The sequence below is a fragment of the Priestia sp. 179-F W1.4 NHS genome, from assembly GCF_045369295.1.
GTDB classification, from domain to species: Bacteria; Bacillota; Bacilli; order Bacillales; family Bacillaceae_H; genus Priestia; species Priestia zanthoxyli.
Genome location: NZ_JBIQFF010000001.1, coordinates 1397474 through 1413582 on the forward strand (window position 1 = coordinate 1397474; position 16109 = coordinate 1413582).

At 39.5% G+C, this 16109-nt stretch carries 14 protein-coding genes and 1 other RNA gene; 8 read left to right on the forward strand and 7 right to left on the reverse strand.

What is annotated here, in order from left to right:
- Positions 1-44: 44 nt before the first annotated feature.
- Entirely contained in the window at positions 45-671 is a 627-nt protein-coding gene (locus tag ACH0CI_RS07430; RefSeq protein WP_080754489.1) for a nitroreductase family protein, read from the reverse strand.
- 450 nt (positions 672-1121) lie between these two features.
- On the opposite strand from ACH0CI_RS07430, the gene gdh reads away from it, so the two are divergent.
- Positions 1122-1907 (forward strand): glucose 1-dehydrogenase, encoded by a 786-nt coding sequence (gdh, locus tag ACH0CI_RS07435; protein WP_028414595.1) that lies wholly within the window; start codon positions 1122-1124, stop codon positions 1905-1907.
- Positions 1908-2049: 142 nt separating this feature from the next.
- Complete coding sequence (locus tag ACH0CI_RS07440; RefSeq protein ID WP_406901171.1) at positions 2050-3039, forward strand: DUF4003 family protein; 990 nt, start codon at positions 2050-2052, stop codon at positions 3037-3039.
- Positions 3040-3130: 91 nt separating this feature from the next.
- Here the strand turns inward: ACH0CI_RS07440 and ACH0CI_RS07445 are convergent, their stop codons facing one another.
- The 3 genes from ACH0CI_RS07445 to ACH0CI_RS07455 form a co-directional block, all read right to left on the reverse strand.
- A complete protein-coding gene (locus ACH0CI_RS07445; RefSeq protein WP_170836748.1) occupies positions 3131-3268 on the reverse strand; it encodes a hypothetical protein in 138 nt (45 codons plus the stop codon).
- Between the two features lie 137 nt (positions 3269-3405).
- Positions 3406-4167 carry an MBL fold metallo-hydrolase gene (locus ACH0CI_RS07450; protein ID WP_406901173.1) on the reverse strand — a complete coding sequence of 254 codons (762 nt, stop codon included), beginning with the start codon at positions 4165-4167 and terminating at the stop codon, positions 3406-3408.
- 144 nt (positions 4168-4311) lie between these two features.
- Positions 4312-5892, reverse strand: a complete 1581-nt coding sequence (locus ACH0CI_RS07455) for a histidine kinase N-terminal 7TM domain-containing diguanylate cyclase (RefSeq protein ID WP_406901175.1) — start codon at positions 5890-5892, stop codon at positions 4312-4314.
- Positions 5893-6217: 325 nt separating this feature from the next.
- Here ACH0CI_RS07455 and ACH0CI_RS07460 point away from each other — a divergent pair, with 325 nt between their 5' ends.
- The 3 genes from ACH0CI_RS07460 (at position 6218) to ACH0CI_RS07470 (ending at position 10665) form a co-directional block, all read left to right on the forward strand.
- On the forward strand, positions 6218-7069 hold the full coding sequence (locus ACH0CI_RS07460; protein WP_182029771.1) for a PRD domain-containing protein: 852 nt from the start codon (positions 6218-6220) through the stop codon (positions 7067-7069).
- A 119-nt stretch (positions 7070-7188) separates the two neighbouring features.
- Positions 7189-9129: a beta-glucoside-specific PTS transporter subunit IIABC gene (locus ACH0CI_RS07465; protein ID WP_335706655.1), complete on the forward strand. Its 1941-nt coding sequence runs from the start codon at positions 7189-7191 to the stop codon at positions 9127-9129.
- A gap of 42 nt (positions 9130-9171) precedes the next feature.
- Positions 9172-10665, forward strand: a complete 1494-nt coding sequence (locus ACH0CI_RS07470) for a glycoside hydrolase family 1 protein (protein WP_406901176.1) — start codon at positions 9172-9174, stop codon at positions 10663-10665.
- 80 nt (positions 10666-10745) lie between these two features.
- Here the strand turns inward: ACH0CI_RS07470 and ACH0CI_RS07475 are convergent, their stop codons facing one another.
- Positions 10746-11564 carry a histidinol-phosphatase gene (locus ACH0CI_RS07475; protein WP_335706653.1) on the reverse strand — a complete coding sequence of 273 codons (819 nt, stop codon included), beginning with the start codon at positions 11562-11564 and terminating at the stop codon, positions 10746-10748.
- A 248-nt stretch (positions 11565-11812) separates the two neighbouring features.
- Here ACH0CI_RS07475 and rnpB point away from each other — a divergent pair.
- Together rnpB and ACH0CI_RS07485 are read left to right on the forward strand one after the other, a co-directional pair.
- Positions 11813-12201, forward strand: an RNA gene (gene rnpB, locus ACH0CI_RS07480) — RNase P RNA component class B.
- Between the two features lie 200 nt (positions 12202-12401).
- The gene (locus ACH0CI_RS07485) at positions 12402-12791 is read left to right on the forward strand and encodes a VOC family protein (protein ID WP_335706652.1); all 390 of its coding nucleotides are present in this window, start codon (positions 12402-12404) and stop codon (positions 12789-12791) included.
- Positions 12792-12906: 115 nt separating this feature from the next.
- Here ACH0CI_RS07485 and ACH0CI_RS07490 read toward each other — a convergent pair whose 3' ends face one another.
- Complete coding sequence (locus tag ACH0CI_RS07490) at positions 12907-14124, reverse strand: MFS transporter (protein ID WP_406901177.1); 1218 nt, start codon at positions 14122-14124, stop codon at positions 12907-12909.
- Between the two features lie 252 nt (positions 14125-14376).
- Here ACH0CI_RS07490 and ACH0CI_RS07495 point away from each other — a divergent pair, with 252 nt between their 5' ends.
- A complete protein-coding gene (locus ACH0CI_RS07495) occupies positions 14377-15261 on the forward strand; it encodes a LysR family transcriptional regulator (RefSeq protein WP_406901179.1) in 885 nt (294 codons plus the stop codon).
- A gap of 32 nt (positions 15262-15293) precedes the next feature.
- On the opposite strand, the gene ACH0CI_RS07500 is transcribed toward ACH0CI_RS07495, so the two are convergent.
- Complete coding sequence (locus ACH0CI_RS07500; RefSeq protein WP_406901180.1) at positions 15294-15851, reverse strand: MerR family transcriptional regulator; 558 nt, start codon at positions 15849-15851, stop codon at positions 15294-15296.
- Between the last annotated feature and the right edge of the window lie 258 nt (positions 15852-16109).

A 16109-nucleotide genomic window follows, 5' to 3' on the forward strand; every position in this document is an offset into this window, starting at 1 on the left:
ACTTCACATTTTTAGCTCTTTACTTATTAAATAGAACTAGCTGCTTATTTCCAAGTCGTAACCGTATTGACCGGTAGACGGTAAGAAGCATGACCTTCGCTTGCTGCTTTTCCGATTGAGATAAGCATAATTGGAAGATAACGTTCTTTATCTAGACCGAATGCTTCTGCAATTAAGTGTTTTTCGTATCCGCCGATTGGATTTGTATCATACCCGTGAGCACGAGCCACAAGCATAAGCTGCATAGACACAAGACCTGAATCAATCAGCACGATGTCTTTCATATCTGCTTTTGGCATGTTTTCGTAAATCGGCTTAAAGAAATTTAGCTGCTGTTCTTTAATGTCTTGAGGCATATAGCCAAGCTCTACGGCCTTGCCGAAAATCTCATCTGCATATTCAACGTTATTCATATCACCAAACACGGCAATAACAGCTGAAGATGTATGAACTTGTTCACTGTTAAATTTCGCAAGTTCAGCTAGCTTTTCTTTTCCTTCCGGTGTTTCAATTACAACAAAGCGCCACGGCTGCATATTAACAGAAGAAGGAGCGCGCATAGCTTCTGTAAGAATTTCCTCCATTTCCTCACGGCTAATTTTTACTGAAGGATCATATTTTTTAATTGAACGACGTTTTAAAGCAATTTCGTTAAAGTCTTTTGTAGTCATAGTCATTATTCCTTTCTTTTTAGGCGTTAAACTTATTTATTGTCATTTCCATATTTTTGATTGCGGACAATTGTTTGACATATCAATAATTGATACATCAACAATATAATACATTGATTTAAGAATTGCAAGGGAAAAAGTTTAAACTTTTGAAGTGGTGCGAATTGGAAGTGTGAAGACTCATTCTCAAGGGAACAAACAACTATAAAGAGAGTAAGGAAAAAAGAAATGATAAAAATGAACAAACAAAAAGTTTGACTACTTTATCTCTCTTGGTTACGATAAGTAACGAAAAGGGAGCAAAATTGAATTTACTGCTCTTTAAATGAATGACAGTTTGACAAAGAAGAGATAGAAAAATGTTTATTCTCTTTTTAAAACCTAAACTGTATTTGTAATTAATACAGTATAATAAGACATATTAAACAGGAAAAGTAGGAGGACTTCAAGATGTATACAGATTTAAAAGGTAAAGTAGTAGTTGTAACAGGCGGATCAAAAGGATTGGGTCGCGCAATGGCCGTTCGTTTTGGTCAAGAGCAGTCAAAAGTGGTTGTAAACTACCGCAGCAACGAAGACGAAGCGCTAGAAGTAAAAAAAGAAATTGAACAAGCTGGCGGTCAAGCGATTATTGTTCGAGGCGACGTAACAAAAGAAGAAGACGTTGTGAACCTTGTAGAGACAGCTGTTAAAGAATTTGGCACATTAGACGTTATGATTAATAATGCTGGTGTTGAAAACCCGGTTCCTTCTCATGAATTATCATTAGAAAACTGGAATCAAGTAATCGACACAAACTTAACTGGCGCGTTTTTAGGCAGCCGCGAAGCGATTAAATATTTTGTTGAAAATGATATCAAAGGAAACGTTATTAACATGTCTAGCGTTCACGAAATGATTCCTTGGCCATTATTTGTTCACTATGCAGCAAGTAAAGGCGGCATGAAGCTAATGACGGAAACATTGGCTCTTGAATATGCGCCAAAAGGTATCCGTGTGAATAATATTGGACCTGGTGCAATTGATACACCAATTAACGCTGAAAAATTCGCTGATCCAGAACAGCGTGCAGACGTAGAAAGTATGATTCCAATGGGCTACATCGGTAACCCAGAAGAAATCGCGTCAGTTGCCGCGTTCCTAGCTTCATCACAAGCAAGCTATGTAACAGGTATTACATTATTTGCGGATGGCGGTATGACAAAATATCCTTCTTTCCAAGCGGGAAGAGGTTAATAAATAGAACTGAACAAAAAAAGACCTCGGAATATTCCGAGGTCTTTTTTTTGCAATAAATGCGCAGAATATTTACCAAATATTGAAACCTTTGTTGAAGTGTTACGTATATAAGCTAACACCTAATAAAGGACGTGTTGAGATGGTGCCAGAGAATATTCAACAAAAAATAAATCAGTATAGAGATTTTTATATCAGCTTAAAAAATGAGCTCAAATGGAAAGCGGCAGATCACAAGCAGTTTATGGCTATCGCTTCTATGTATGCAGTGAAAGGTAAATCGCTCGAGCTTCAGGATTACCTCGAGTTAAGCGACTATATCAAAAATCAAGTAGGGATGTTTTCTACGTTAAAATCATCACAGCGTTTTACAATAGCAGCTATGCTTGATACTCGCTATGAGAATCCAAAAGAAACGTTTCATGAGTTTCTTGACGTATATAATCAATTGATACAAGGCGGATTTACGAGAGGCGCTTTTACGTACATTGCGGCTTCGGCTATGCTGTCGAATGAGTCAAGCCGAAGTCATAAAGAAATGGTCCGAAGATCCGCAGAAATTTATCAAGGCATGAAAAGAAAGCACCTTTTCCTTACTTCAAGCGGCGATGTACCTCTTGCCGTTTTATTAGCTGAAACGAGCGAGTCTACTGATGATCTCATGCATGAAATTGAACACTTCTATACAACATTGGCGCAGCATGGATTTAAAAAAGGAAATGACCTTCAATTTTTAAGTCATATTCTTTCAATCGATAAAAATTTAGATGCAGATACCCTTATTGAAAGATGCGTATCAGTAAAAGAAGCCTGTGAATCGGCAGGCATGAAAGTAAAGGCAATGCATTACCCGGTCATTGGCTTATTAGCACTGTTTGAAAAACCAGAAACTGAAATTGAACTTATCCATGAAGTGGTGAAGCAGTTAAATGCAGATAAACTTTTTAAATGGCAGAAAGACATCAACGTTATGCTGGCGGTTAATTTGGTTATCAGTGAAAAACTGAAGGATTCTAGAGTGGTCGAAACGGGCATCTATACAACGATTGAAACCATTATTCAAGCTCAGCAAGCAGCTATGCTAGCGGTTATTGCGAGCACTTCAGCAGTTGCTACTACGACTACTACTTGATACGTTAAAGAGCTATAAAAGAGAAAATGAGCCATAACTACATCAATCTAACCTAAAGATGAATCAGTGGGATAAATAACTCGTAGATCGCTTATCGCACCGCGGTTGATTTCCATGCAAGGCTTCGCTTTCCGCGGGCGGCCGCTGAGCCTCCTCGTTGCTTGCGCTCCTGCGGGGTCTCACCTGTTCCGCTGTTCCCGCAGGAGTCTTCGCCTTGCCCTCCAATCAACCGCTGGAAGCAACTAAACATATGAAAGTTACGTTTACTATATCAATGAAAAAATCCGAACGTATTTGATTCTCAACCAAGAATCAAACTCGTTCGGACCTTTCTTCAACTTAAATACTTTTGTCTCATCTTCTCTCTTAAAAAGTATAGACCTCGCCATCATCTGGAACTAAGACACGGGACGCCATGTCTTTTTCGTTAATAAAGCTTTTTAACTCTTCTCTTGATAGCGTCCAGTGATTGACAGCTTCCATATGGACAGAAAGAATCGTAGCATGAGGGGCCGCTTTGTGTACTTCGTAAATATCTTCTTTCCCCATCACAAGAGAACCGCCTTCTAAAAACTGATTATCGCCGCCGTTTACGACAATGACATCCGGTTGATGGGTGGTGATTTCTTCTTCAACAGCGGAATACCATACCGTGTCGCCAGCTACATAAAGCGTTTTTTCGCTCTTGTGTTTAAACACAACGCCGCATACTAAGCCGGTACGCTTTAAAATTTCTCCTCTTCCGTGCTCGCCTTTTGTTTTGATTAATTGAACGTCTTCAAAAACCGTGTTTTGCGTAAGTACTTCTACGTTTTTAAAACCAGCTTCTTTTACTACTGCGGCATCTTCTTTATTTTGAACAAACATTTTGATGTCGTTTGGCAACGCCTGTTTAGCTGCATCGTCAAAATGGTCTAAATGGAGGTGAGTGAGAATGACGGCATCAATACCATCAATAATCTCTTCAACGGATAACGGCAGGCTCACTAAAGGGTTGTTTTGATCTTGTCTGATCGAATTCGGGAAAGGAGGGTACGTTCCTTTTTCCGCTAACATAGGATCAATTAAAAACGTTTTTCCCCCGTATTCAACAAGTAAAGTAGCATTTCGAATATGTGTAATCTCCATCTCTATCTCTCCTTTTTTTGATCTACATCTAGTTTATAGGATGAGCTGTTTTCAAATCCATAAACAAAATCAAGTCTTTTAGCACTTTTACTTGATAAATGAAAGAATATTAGTCAAAAGCAAAAAGAACCGAAACAATGATGTTTAGGTTCTTTTTAGGATTTCTTTTTTCTCTTCATACACAAGTACTTGGTTGCGTCCTTTTTGTTTGGCAGCGTACAGGGCAATATCTGCTTGATTTAAAAGGTCATCCAACGTGTCGATTTCTTGTTTTGCTGCTTGGGCTATTCCAAGGCTTAGCGTAACAGAAATGATTTCTTCATTAATCCGTAAGGGCTGAGTCTCAACGTGCCCGCGAAGCTGATTGGCAAGGACTTCAGCTTCTGATGATGTATAGCCCTTTAGCGTAAGTACAAACTCTTCACCGCCGTACCGAGCAAAAAGGGCTCCTTGCGGCAATATGGATTGACAGGCTTTTACAACATGTACAAGCATTTGATCGCCGGCATAATGACCATACGTGTCGTTCACTTTTTTAAAATAATCAATATCAAGTAAAAGAAGCGTAAAAGAAGCTGCGGACTGTTTTGCTTCTTTGAACGCTTGCTTACTGTGCTGAAAAAATGCCCGACGATTATAAATTTGCGTCAGCTCATCGTAATAAGCTTGATTTTCAAGCTTTAGCTGAAGTCTTTTTAGCTCCGTGATATCTGTAAAAATAAGCAGCAAGCCGTGACTGTTGTTAGCATACTGCAAAGGAGAAGTGCGAACTTGATACGTATACGAAGATTGATCTTCAGAAAAAAGCTCCAGTTCATGACTGCTTTTTGCATTTTCTAATGCAAAAGGAAACGAACGGCCGGACAGCGTCACCCAAATATCAACAAAATGTTTTCCAAGCATCGACTTTTTTAGCTGCGGAAACATGTTTTTAGACGCTAAGTTAAATTCAATTAATCTGTAGCTTTCATCGAGCACGACAACGCCGTCATTGATGCTGTTAAATATCGCGTCTTTCGCAACGGGCATGACTGTAAACATACGCGATGAGTTAATGGACCATAAATATAAAAATGAAGAAACCCATAAAACCATCGGAACTGGATCAATTCCCTGCGGCGTAAAGCCCATTAAATAGATAAAAGCTGTGACGATAGGGACTAATTGACCGACCATTAATGAAATTAACTGCAGGCGGTAAGCTTTGGCTGTTTCTTTCCAGCGGTAAACGGCGAGCAAAAAAGCAACGAACATAGACGAAAAGATGAACATGCCGTGAATTGTGTACCATGGTCCAATTTCTTGATGAACGTAAGGAGCACCTAGAACGGGATCAATTTCAAACACTCGGTAATGAAGGTGATGCCAGTCATTTGTTGCGACCATAATCAAACTAATAAACGGAATGATAAAAAGGGCGAAAATATGTTTTTTTCTTACCTTTATGCCGACATACTGCATAACAAACAGCAGTCCTGCAGGAGGCGAAAAAGGCATGCCCACGTATTGAATAGCGGTCCAAAATTTCATTTCTCCGAGGTTAACGGATAGTAAGCTAAACACCGCACCCATACAATAAATAGAGGTGAAGCCTGTATGAAGAATAAATAAATGGGCAATGTTAGCGTAGTGGTGACGCTTAATAAATACGTAAAAACATAAGTATAGATTAAGAACACCGGACGTACAGATAAGCGTTATATAAGCTGTTAAATCTAAATTCACAATTGTATCCCTCATTAAGAAAGCATTTTTAGTTAAATGTAGCACAGTTGAAATGAAATGTGGATATTTTATGTAGGAATTTAGTAGCAGTGAAGGAAGTAGGTGGATAGTCTATAAGAATTATCTCTATTTCACTAGCAGATTATTAAAAATTCAGTATTTTATATATTGACATCGCTTTCATAGTGGAATATAATTTCAGTAATAACTTAAAACTGGATTGTTACTGATTCGATCAGGCATTACCTGTGTTAAAAATACGTGGTGTGTTCGCGTGTTTTTAAGATAGGATTTTTACGTTTGTTCTGATGTGGGGGAAGCATCTATGAAATTTGTTAAAGTATTTAATAATAACGTAGCTTTGGTCAAAGACTCCTCTAATGTAGAATGGGTCATCATGGGAACAGGCGTCGGTTTCCAAAAGAAAAAAGGTGATCCCGTTGATAAAGCTGTCATTCGACGGAAGTTTGTGGCCGAGTCGTCCAATGTTCGTAGACCGCTGGCTCAAATTTTAGAGAGCATCAAACCAGAAATTCTCGAGGTTTCTGTAGAGTTAATTAAGCAAGCGGAAAAAGAAATAGGTGAGCCTTTTCGCACCAATATTCACTTGACCCTTGCGGATCACTTGAATTTTGCGATTGAACGAAGTCATAGTGGCCTTGAATATGCGCAGCCAAGCCGCTGGGAAGTTAAGAAACTTTATCCGAAAGAGTATAATGCGGCTGTTAACGCGATTCGGCTGGTGTATGACCGGCTTGATGTGCTTCTTCCTAAAAGTGAAGAGACGTTTCTTACCTATCATTTTGTAAACGCACAGAATGTACAAGCAAAAGTGGAAGAAACGATGAAGATGACTGAAGTGATTAATCGAATTATCGATGTTGTTCAATATCATTTTCAGCTAAAACTTGATGAAGAATCCATGAACTATTCTCGTTTTGTCACACATCTACGATTTTTTGTTTTGCGCCAGCTGGATCAGAACCCACATGTTTCGCCTGAAGTTGATGCTACGCTGCTTGATGTCGTAAAAACAAAGTATGAAAAAGCATATAAAGCTGTTGAAAAAGTGGCTAATTTGCTTCATAAACAGCATGGCTGGTCTTTAACTTCAGATGAAAAGCTTTACTTAACGCTACACATTTGGCGCGTAACGAATCTCGTAGAAACTGAATAAGCATTCTTCATTGGAGGATTGTTACTGACTCGATCAGGCATTACCCAAGCAGGCATTTGCATGTTACAACCATGCGGTGATCTGTTTGGGTTTTTTTATTGAAAAAAGGAGGGATATAAATGACTTCATATAAAGAAATAGCGAAACAAGTGGTAGATAAAATCGGTGGAGCACAGAATGTTAACCAAGCTTGGCACTGCGTGACGAGACTTCGCTTTAATCTTCATGATAAGAATAAAGTCCAGGTGGAGGAAATTAAGCAAATAAAAGGAGTGATGGGCGCTCAGTTTTCTGGAGATCAGTTTCAAGTCATTATTGGAAATAGAGTGGCTGAAGTGTTTGAAGAAGTTGAACCTTTGGTAGGAAGCGGAAGCGCGGCTGAGGAGAAAAGCGGCACAAAACAAGGCGTTGTGTCACTTGTGATGGACAGCATTTCGGGGATTTTTACTCCTGTTTTACCAGCGCTTATCGGTGCAGGGATGCTAAAGGCTTTTGTCGCTTTATTTGCTACTCTCGGATGGCTGAGCATAGAAAGTGATACATATGCAGTGCTGAACGCAATCGGAGACGGAGTCTTTTACTTTTTGCCATTTTTCTTAGCTGTTTCAGCAGCTCGCAAGTTTAAAACAAATGAATACTTAGCGCTTGCTTTAGCAGCTGCCATGCTCTATCCAACCTTTGTAGATGCGGCGCGAGGTATTACGAAAATAAAAGAATTCACGTTATTTGGAATCAATTTCATATCTATTCCAGTCGTTAACTATACGTCTAGTGTAATACCGATTATTTTAGGTGTGCTGCTAGTAAAGTATGTATATAAATTTGTTCGCTCATGGATGCCGGCTACTCTTACGGTCATGTTTTCACCGTTGCTTGCACTTCTAATCGCTGCACCTATCACGTTATGGATAATCGGTCCTCTTGGAACATATATGGGAGACGGATTAGCAACTATATTCTCATGGATGTTTGAAACAGCCGGTCCGCTTGCGGGTCTTTTACTAGCAGGTCTTATGCCTCTTATTATTATGACGGGTATGCACTATGCAATAGGTCCAATCGCGATTCAAAATCTAAAAGTGTATGGATTTGACAATGTTTTAATGCCGATGATGTATATCAGCAACCTTGCTCAAGGAGGAGCGGCTTTTGGAGTAGCGTTAAAAACCAAAAATAAAGATTTAAAACAAGTTGCGTTTTCATCAGCCATTTCAGCTGTTATCGGAATTACAGAGCCCGCTATGTACGGGGTAAACATGAAGTTGAAAAAACCTTTTTATTACGCTATGGCGTCTAGTGCACTGCTCGGTGGCTTTGCCGGATGGTATGGGTTTAAAGCTTTTACACTAGGTGGATTAGTCGGAGTATTTGCGATTCCAACGTTTGCAGATCCAAGCGGAGCAGCAGGCAATTTGATTGTCGCTGTGGCTTTAGCGGCAGCGGCCGTTATTTTACCAGCCGTCTTAGTACTCACTCTTGGATTTAAAGATATTGCTTCAAAAGAACCTGAAAAAAATACAATAAAACTTGGAGAACATGCTTGTAAAGAAGAAGCGCTATTACAAAATGTTTCTCTAGCAGTAGAAGAGAAAAAAGGCGGTAAAACGAAAAGCGTCTTCTCTCCGTTGCACGGCGAACTTGTACCGCTGCAGCAAGTGTCAGATCCAACATTTGCTCAAGAAATTATGGGCAAAGGTATTGCGATTAAACCGAGCGAAAACCGCGTAGTCTCGCCTATTGCTGGAACGATTATGGTGCTGCCTGATTCTCAACATGCAATCGGCATTAAAGGTGAGGACGGAGCGGAAATTTTAATTCATATTGGAATTGATACCGTTTCTTTAAAAGGAGAGCATTTTAAGGCCCTGGTGAAAGAAAAAGATCACGTAAATGCAGGGCAGCCGCTAGTTGAATTTGACCGACATGCGATTGCAGAAGCTGGATTTGAAACCGTTACGATGGTTATTATCACAAACACAGCGGAGTATTTAGATGTGCTGCCGGTTAATGAAATAGGTCCAATTTTTGAAGGGGAACAGCTACTTTCTGTAGTCAAATAAATGCTATTTTTACTAAAAATATGAGAAAAGGACGTGGGGACTATGTTAACAAACGATACTGTATTTAAAAAGGGATTTTTATGGGGAGGAGCAACAGCTGCTAACCAAATTGAAGGAGCTTACGACGTTGATGGAAAAGGGCTATCTACTGCAGACATGATCCGATTTGTACCGAAAGACGAACGAACTGGCTACTCAATGGATGTAAAAGCAGATTATATTGAAGATGTGCTCAACAACAAAGTCAACGATCGTTTTCCAAAACGTACGGCTATCGACTTTTATCATCGCTACAAAGAAGATATGGCATTGTTCGCGGAAATGGGATTTAAAACGCTTCGTATTTCAATCAACTGGGCGAGAATTTTTCCAAATGGAGATGATGCGAAGCCAAACGAAGCAGGGTTGCAATTTTATGATAATCTGTTTGACGAAATGTTAAAGTACGGCATTGAGCCGCTAGTGACGCTGTCGCATTATGAAACGCCGCTAGAGCTTACGCGTAAATACAACGGCTGGTATAGCCGAAAGCTAATTGGCTTTTATACACGCTACGCAGAAACGGTATTTACACGCTATAAAAACAAGGTGAAATATTGGCTGACGTTTAACGAAATTAATGTGATTACGCATAGTCCTTATACAGGCGGCGGTATCTTAGTTGAAAATGTTCCAAATCAGTCAGCGGAACAAATTGCGTATCAAGGGGCGCATCATCAGTTTGTTGCGAGTGCACTTGCAACTAAATTAGCTCATGAGATTATTCCTGATGTAAAAGTAGGATGTATGCTTGCGCGTATGACAACGTATCCTGTTACGAATCATCCGGACGATATTTTACTAGCTCAACATAAAAATGATTTGAACTTATTTTTTACAGATGTTCAAGTACGCGGAGAATATCCAAAGGTAATGGAGCGTTACTTTAAAGAAAACAACATTCAAATCGTAAAAGAAGTAGGGGATGATGAGATTATCAAACAATACCCTGTGGACTTTATTTCATTTAGTTACTATATGTCTCTTTCTGTCACAACTCAAAGTGAAGAAGACAATGTCCTAGGAAATATGATTGCAGGAAGTGTAAAAAATCCTCATCTTCAAACGTCCGATTGGGGATGGCAAATCGATCCGAAAGGACTTCGCTATACGTTACAAGATTTTCATAACCGCTACGGCAAACCGCTGTTTATCGTTGAAAATGGTTTAGGAGCTCATGACAAGGTAGAAGAAGACGGCTCAATTCATGATCCGTACCGCGTAGATTACTTAAGACAGCATATTGAACAAATGAAAGAAGCCGTTAAAGATGGTGTGGACTTAATGGGCTATACCGCGTGGGGACCTATTGATTTAATCAGCGTGTCAACAAACGAAATGTCAAAACGCTACGGCTTTATTTACGTAGATCAAGACGATGAAGGAAATGGTACGCTTGAACGATCTAAAAAAGATTCCTTTTACTGGTATAAACAAGTAATTGAAACAAACGGAGAAGATTTATCTTCAGCTACAAAAGTCAAAGTTTCTCAATAAAAAACACATGCCTGAAAACACGAGATGTTCCTTCATCTCCGTGTCTTCAGGCATATTTTTATTGGAGTTCTATTTAAGTTTTATAAAGGTGTCATCTGCATTTTTTTCTGTCTAAAAAAGACCCAATCCGTAAATCCGATTTCTTTAAGACGCTTTTTTACTAGTTCAAAGTCGTCGCCAGTGCGTTCCGGATCATGAGCATCAGAACCAAATGTAATGTGTACCCCGTAGTGCAGGGCTCTTTCTAAAATATCGTCTGCAGGATACCAGCCTCCGCAGTCTTTGGTTTTGCCTGATGTATTCACTTCTATAGCAATGTCATGTGCCGAAATCACTTTTAGCGTCTGATCAATGACAGCTGTCTCGATAGAAGAAAAAGAGGGATAGAATCCTTTCATGGCATCAATATGGCCAAGAATCTGAAACATTCTGCTCCGGGCGGATTCTTCGATTAATTGATAATACGTTTCTTTCGTGCGCTGCTTTTCTTTTTGAGAAAGTCCTTCCCAGCGCGTTTTATGAAAGATGCTAATTTCATCAACTTGATGGACAGAGCCGATTATGTAGTCAAACGGATATTTTTTATAGTAGCTTTGATATATTTCCGCATGCTCGGGAAAGAAATCAGACTCCACCCCTAACAGCACTTCAATTTTCTGTTTATATTCTTCTTTTAGTTTCAAAATCTCAGCTACATATCCGGAGAATGCGCTTTTTCCCATCGCAATATGAGGAAACGGCTGGTCTTCTTTGCTCGCAAAATAAGGAGAATGATCCGAAATCCCAATGATATCAAGGCCTTTATCAATAGACGCTTCTATATAATCGCGAATCGTTCCGCGAGCATGTCCGCATCGGTCGTGATGGGTATGAAAATCAAATTTTAACTCAGCGTTCATGTTTCATCACCTCTGTCATCTTTTTATGTGGTTTATAGAATATTCTACAAAGAAACAAAGTATCCCCCGTAGAAATGGATGAAGAGAATATTTCTTGAATTTGCGGGTGATTCATCTACTAAAAAGAGTGTACAGAAACAAGTTATTTTATTTAATTTGCTGTAAAAATTGAATTGGAATCCGTTCCAAAAGTTACATTTGATTTGGCTTATTAAAACGCATATACTACTCATACACCATCTGAAACAACGTTCAGGTAATCGCTGCATCATTTGATGTAGAGGAAAGTCCATGCTCGCACGGTGCTGAGATGCCCGTAGTGTTCGTGCCTAGTGAAAAAATAAGCTAGGGCAGCTTGGCTTATAGCTTAGCTGACGGCGGGAAAAACCACCTAAGTCCTCGGATATGGTCGAGTATCCCTGAAAGTGCCACAGTGACGAAGCTTTGCTGGAAACAGCAAAGGTGGAACGCGGTAAACCCCACGAGCGAGAAACCCAAACAATGGTAGGGGAACTGTCTTGAAGGAATTTAACGGAGAGACGGACGGTTACATGCGTAATCGTAGATAGATGATTACCGCCTGAGTACGAGATTAAAATCGTTTGCAGTACAAAGGTACAAAACATGGCTTATCGAACGTTGTTGAAACAGAGTCTAACTATAATTATGTAACCAAAACAAACCAATGGGGTTTGTTTTTTTTGTTTGTTATTTTTCAACTCAAAGCCGACTCATTGATAGAGTGCTTGAATTCCCTTACTATATGTAAATACATATTGCCTAAATTGTTGTATAGTTTACTTGTACTTACTAAACATGGGGAAAGGGAGAAGATGAATGATTAAGAAAATGGAACATACAGCAATTATTGTTAGAAATATGGATGAAACGATTCACTACTACGGGGATATGTTTGGCTTTAAAGTTCGCCTTCAAGGCTCTACCGAAAAAAGAGAGATGGCTTTTTTGTATCTTGAAGAACAGCCGGGTATTGAAATTGAGCTCATTCGAGATATTGATCCGATTGGCGAGTATACCAAAAGCGGGATTGTTAACCATCTTGCCTTTACGGTAGAGGATATAAATAAGGCGATTCAACATTATAAGAGCAAAGGAATTGAATTTTTATCATCTGAGCCCCAGCCAACGCTTGAAGGCGGACGGATGATTTTATTTCACGGACCTAATGATGAATTGCTGCAGCTAGTAGAACGGGTTAAACTCTAAAAAAGTTTACTTTAAAGGGGTACATACAAGAAAAAAATGTATTTTACATTCTCAAAAAAGACCTTTTTTTATCATAAAAAAAAAGGTCTTTTTTGATGTGTATTTACTATGAGAGCTAATAACTTTCCTTAACATTCGCAGCGCGTCTTGTCTTTACTGAGCTCTTTAAAAGAAAACCAGAAAGGAGAAAAGCAATCAATAAAAAAACAATAATCATACAAATGAGGCCCCTCCAGCCGAACATCGACCAAAAGACTCCTCCGAGCGTTCCGCCTACGCTTGACCCCGTGTAATATAGAAACAAATAAAGTGAAGAAGCCTGGGCTTTATTTGTTAAAGCGCGCTGACCTACCCAGCTGCTGGCAATCGAATGGCTACCGAAAAACCCAAACGTAAACAAGCCTAAACCGGCTATTTTAGCAAGTAAAGCAGGATTTAACGTTAAAACGACACCGGCTAGCGTAATTAAAAGGTTGATCATGAGTATTTTTTGTTTTCCGTAGCGGTCTACCAGTCTGCCGGTCCACACCGAACTAAACATTCCGATAATAAGAATTAAAAAGACCCAGCTGACAATCGTTTGGCTTAAGGAATAAGGTGGAGCCGTTAGTACATACCCAATATAGTTAAATAAGGCGAGGTTGCTGCCTAACAACAAAAATCCTAAGCCATATAAACAAACTAACCTCGGATCTTTAAGATGATCAAGTAACGATTTCCCTAACTTTCCAACTTCTAATTTACGAGATTGAAAGTGCTGTGAAGGAGGGAGGCTAATCCAAAAGATAACGGTCGCTGCTATACTTATAATACCAATTCCTGCTATTGCACCGTGCCAGCCGAAATTATCACTGAGCGTTCCCGCAATCACTCTTCCCCCAACCGCGCCAATTGCATTGCCGCTTATGTAGAGGCCCATTGCTGAACCAAGGCTTTTAGCTTCGATTTCTTCCCCTAAATAAGCCATTGCCACTGACGGCAGACCGGCTAGCGTAATTCCTACCATTATTCGGAAAAATAGCAGAATATGAAAAGTAGGGCTCCATGCAGTCAACAGGCATAATAAAGAAGCGGCAAGCATGGAATATACCATGACAGGCTTTCTTCCCCAAACTTCCGATAGCGAACCGAAAATAAGCATACTGATAGCCAAAGCTATGGTTGTAACGGAAAGCGATAGGCTAGAAGTTGTTGGAGAAATATGAAATTCTTTTGTGAACGCTAGCATTAAAGGCTGTGCGCAGTATAAAATCGCAAATGTATTAAACCCGGCTGCAAAAAATGCAAAGCTCGTTTTGCGAAAAACGGGCGTTCCTTTTTTTATGTAACTCATAGAGCAACCAGCTTACGCTTTCTCAGATGTACGATATGTTTCATAACAAATCCCTCTTTCTGCTAGAAAATGATGATCATAAAATTTTGTAGGAGCTGTATACAGCAGTCGTTAAAAGAAACTAAAAACATCCTCGAGTATGTTTCCGTTTTTTATCGTAACACCCTTTATTTATAATGTATAATTCATTATAATCATATTTTTCATACATCTATGTAATGGATAGAATGGTTGATAAGGAGATGGTACAAAGTGGAGTGGCAGCAGTTTAAATATTTTCAAACGCTAGCACGTACGCAGCATATGACGCGCGCGGCAGAAGAGCTGTTAATTACGCAGCCTGCGCTCAGTCGTTCAATCGCTCGTTTTGAAGAGGAAGTAGGAGCACCGCTATTTGACCGGCAAGGACGTTCCATTATATTAAATCAATATGGTAAAGTTTTTTTAAAGCGTGTAGATAACATAATGAAAGAATTTGATAAAGGACAAGAGGAAATTCAAGCGCTGCTAGATCCTGAAAAAGGGCAGGTGTCACTTGGATTTTTACATACGCTCAGCACGGATTTGATTCCAGATTTAATCGCTTCGTTTCGCAGCTTATATCCTAAGGTGAATTTTCAGCTGAGGCAAAGCCCTTCGCACGTGCTTCTTGAACAGCTGGAGCTCGGCGAACTCGATCTTTGTTTGATTGCGCCGATGGAAGAGAAATCGTTCATTAAATGGCAGTATCTTTGGAGTGAAGAGCTGTTTGTAATCGTACCGAAAAATCACCGGTATGCTGATCGTGAATGTATTGCACTAGAAGAAATTGCTGAGGAATCATTTATTCACTTAAAAGAAGGCTTTTCTCTTCGTCTTACGTTTGAGCAGTTATTTGAAGAGTCAGGAAGAATGCCTCACATCATGTTTGAAGGAGAGGAAGCTGATACCGTAGCGGGACTAGTAGGAGCCGGCTTAGGAATTTCTATCCTTCCAGATTTACACGGAATCGATCAAAGCAAAATAGTGAAAATCCCATTAGCTAAGGCCAACTGCCACCGAGTCATTGGACTAGCATGGATTGAAGGAAGATATCTATCACCGGCTGTTAAACAGTTTAGAAACTTTGTTTTACATAAATTTAATGATCAGAAATAAAGATGCTTCATGGCCTAGGCTTGTTTACAAACTTAGTCCTTTTTTCGTTGGAATAATCGTTTTAAAATCGATCTCTTTTTACCTACTACGCTGCTTTCTTTTGAAGCTTCTACTAATTCTGAAATGGCCTGCTGTTCACGCAGGCTTTTACGCAAAGATTGAATGAGCTGCTTGTCTTTTTCCTGAAGAATTTGTTTTGTATCAGGCTCTTGTTGGGGTGAAGGCTGCACAGGAAGTTCAGAAGGTGTCGACTGCTGGTCGTCGGCCTCGGGCTGGTCAGCTGCTTCTGCTGTGTTCTCTATGTCCTCTTTGTCTTCGGCTTCTTCTAGAGACACGGCAGCTTGATCCTCGCTTGCAGTCAAAGAGAATTCTTTTTGCAGAGATTCATTAATTTCTTCTGCTTGATAACCCTCATCATAAAGCTGCTTAATTCTCAGTAAAACGGTCGCAGCCGCAGCTTCATATTGTTTTGGTCGATGATCTTCTTTTTGTATAAAGAAATATTGGAATTTATCTATATATCTTCTAATCGTTGAAGTAGGAATATTTGTTTCTTCAGATAACTCTTTTACACTAAGCCATTTTGTCATTTTCTCACCACTTTTTAAATGATTACTTATTCGTCAGCATCAATTTGAAATTGTACTAGTATCTACTGTTTATCTTATCACGTAACGCTTCTAAGTACTTTGCTGTGTTGGTTTCTGTAACGTTTTTATAATCACAGTGTCATAAATGGGGGATAAGCTGGCACTCCCACAAAGATTTGTTAGTTGAAGAATAGGAAATAATCAGCAAACACTTGTCTGAAGTAGATTAAACAATGATGAGTGGACTGCTTATCTATT

Excerpts from the sequence above, each read along its gene's own strand:
- ACH0CI_RS07490 (WP_406901177.1), bottom strand. The coding sequence starts at position 14,124 with ATGAGTTACATAAAAAAAGGAACGCCCGTTTTTCGCAAAACGAGCTTT.
- ACH0CI_RS07470 (WP_406901176.1), top strand. The coding sequence starts at position 9,172 with ATGTTAACAAACGATACTGTATTTAAAAAGGGATTTTTATGGGGAGGA.
- ACH0CI_RS07440 (WP_406901171.1), top strand. The coding sequence starts at position 2,050 with ATGGTGCCAGAGAATATTCAACAAAAAATAAATCAGTATAGAGATTTT.
- ACH0CI_RS07460 (WP_182029771.1), top strand. The coding sequence starts at position 6,218 with ATGAAATTTGTTAAAGTATTTAATAATAACGTAGCTTTGGTCAAAGAC.
- ACH0CI_RS07475 (WP_335706653.1), bottom strand. The coding sequence starts at position 11,564 with ATGAACGCTGAGTTAAAATTTGATTTTCATACCCATCACGACCGATGC.
- ACH0CI_RS07430 (WP_080754489.1), bottom strand. The coding sequence starts at position 671 with ATGACTACAAAAGACTTTAACGAAATTGCTTTAAAACGTCGTTCAATT.
- ACH0CI_RS07485 (WP_335706652.1), top strand. The coding sequence starts at position 12,402 with ATGATTAAGAAAATGGAACATACAGCAATTATTGTTAGAAATATGGAT.
- gdh (WP_028414595.1), top strand. The coding sequence starts at position 1,122 with ATGTATACAGATTTAAAAGGTAAAGTAGTAGTTGTAACAGGCGGATCA.
- ACH0CI_RS07465 (WP_335706655.1), top strand. The coding sequence starts at position 7,189 with ATGACTTCATATAAAGAAATAGCGAAACAAGTGGTAGATAAAATCGGT.
- ACH0CI_RS07500 (WP_406901180.1), bottom strand. The coding sequence starts at position 15,851 with ATGACAAAATGGCTTAGTGTAAAAGAGTTATCTGAAGAAACAAATATT.
- ACH0CI_RS07450 (WP_406901173.1), bottom strand. The coding sequence starts at position 4,167 with ATGGAGATTACACATATTCGAAATGCTACTTTACTTGTTGAATACGGG.